Origin of the sequence: Pseudomonas sp. PA-7-1E (assembly GCF_021605325.1) — a bacterium.
GTDB classification, from domain to species: domain Bacteria; phylum Pseudomonadota; class Gammaproteobacteria; order Pseudomonadales; family Pseudomonadaceae; genus Aquipseudomonas; species Aquipseudomonas fluorescens_BV.
Window position 1 is genome coordinate 1 of sequence record NZ_WKFA01000120.1, and the last position, 1,897, is coordinate 1,897.

The 1,897-nt window shown below is 60.0% G+C and carries 2 protein-coding genes; both read left to right on the forward strand.

Annotated elements, in window-relative coordinates; genetic code table 11:
- Positions 1 to 656: ATP-binding cassette domain-containing protein (locus tag GIW79_RS29460; RefSeq protein WP_197901484.1), on the forward strand; the 656-nt coding region annotated here is incomplete at its 5' end.
- A 22-nt stretch (positions 657 to 678) separates the two neighbouring features.
- The gene (araH, locus tag GIW79_RS29465; protein WP_034126745.1) at positions 679 to 1,644 is read left to right on the forward strand and encodes an L-arabinose ABC transporter permease AraH; all 966 of its coding nucleotides are present in this window, start codon (positions 679 to 681) and stop codon (positions 1,642 to 1,644) included.
- Positions 1,645 to 1,897: the final 253 nt, after the last annotated feature.

Below are 1,897 nucleotides of genomic sequence, written 5' to 3' on the forward strand. Positions count from 1 at the left end.
TCCTGGGCCTGTTCGGGCTGGTGGGCGCGGGGCGTACCGAGCTGTTTCGCCTGCTCAGTGGGTTGGAGCGCGCCAGTGCCGGCAGCCTGGAACTGTGCGGGCAAGCGCTGCAACTGCGCTCACCCCGGGACGCCATCGCCGCCGGGGTATTGCTGTGTCCGGAAGACCGCAAAAAGGAAGGCATCATTCCGCTTTCCAGCGTGGCGGAAAATATCAACATCAGCGCCCGTAGTGCCCATGCCTCGTTCGGCTGGTTGCTGCGCGACGGCTGGGAGAAGGGCAACGCCGAACGGCAGATCCAGGCCATGAAGGTCAAGACGCCGAGTGCCGAGCAGAAAATCCTGTACCTGTCCGGTGGCAACCAACAGAAAGCCATCCTTGGCCGCTGGTTGTCGATGCCGATGAAGGTCCTGCTGCTGGACGAACCCACCCGGGGTATCGACATCGGCGCCAAGTCGGAGATCTACCAAATCATCCATAACCTGGCGGCCAGCGGCATAGCGGTGATCGTGGTGTCCAGTGACCTGATGGAAGTGATGGGCATCTCCGACCGCATCCTGGTGATGAGTGAAGGCGCCCTGACCGGTGAGTTGCCCCGCGCCCAAGCGGATGAAGCGCGCCTGCTGCAACTGGCGCTGCCACAGTCGCGGGCTTGAATAAGAACAAGAGGGTTTGGCTATGTCTGAGGTAAAAACTGCAAAGGGTTTCTGGCCGGGTTTCAATCAGCGCAAATTTCTCGATGACTGGGTGATGCTGCTGGCGGCACTGGGCATTTTTGTGCTCAGCGCGGTGTTCATCGACAACTTCCTGTCACCGCTGAATATGCGCGGTCTGGGCCTGGCGATTTCGACTGTCGGTATTGCTGCGTGCACCATGTTGTTCTGCCTGGCCTCAGGGCACTTCGACTTGTCGGTAGGCTCGGTGATCGCCTGCGCCGGGGTGGTGGCGGGCATCGTGATGCGTGACACCGACAGCGTGGTACTCGGCGTGTCGGCGGCCTTGGCCATGGGCCTGGTGGTAGGGCTGATCAACGGCATTGTGATCGCCAAGCTGCGCATCAATGCGTTGATTGCCACCCTGGCGACCATGCAGATCGTACGTGGCCTGGCCTACATCTTCTCCAACGGCAAGGCGGTGGGGGTGATGAACGAAGGGTTCTTCGTGTTCGGCAACGGCCAGCTGCTGGGCGTGCCGGTGCCGATCATCATCACCGTCCTGTGCTTTGTGTTTTTTGGCTGGCTGCTCAATTACACCACCTATGGGCGCAACACCATGGCCATTGGCGGCAACCAGGAAGCGGCGTTGCTCGCCGGGGTCAATGTCGATCGCACCAAGATCATCATCTTTGCCGTGCACGGTTTGATCGGCGCCTTGGCCGGGGTGATCCTCGCGTCACGCATGACCTCGGGCCAGCCGATGATTGGCCAGGGTTTCGAGCTGACGGTGATTTCGGCGTGCGTGCTGGGCGGGGTGTCGTTGAGCGGCGGTATCGGCATGATCCGCCATGTGATTGCCGGGGTGTTGATTCTGGCGATCATCGAGAATGCGATGAACCTGAAGAACATCGATACCTTTTACCAATATGTGATTCGTGGCTCGATCCTGTTGCTGGCGGTGATAATCGACCGCATGAAACAACGCTAATGGTCGCCCTGTGAAGATCAAACTGTGGGAGCTGGCTTGCTGTGGCGAGCAAGCTTGCTTGCGCTGGGGTGCGAAGCGCCCCCAAAAGCCGGCTCCAGCTGCGCTGTCGAACGGGAGCAAGCTCCCTCGCCACAGCAAGCCAGCTCCCACTTTGGATCTCCTGTGTTCAGGAGGGCGGTATTTGCCATAATGCCCCCGCTTTCATACTTATAGGCCCGATATGCAGGAAAACGCCCACACCCCCGTCAAAGAC

What these genes read in the sequence shown, in the direction of transcription:
- araH (WP_034126745.1), top strand. Translation starts at nt 679, where the DNA reads ATGTCTGAGGTAAAAACTGCAAAGGGTTTCTGGCCGGGTTTCAATCAG.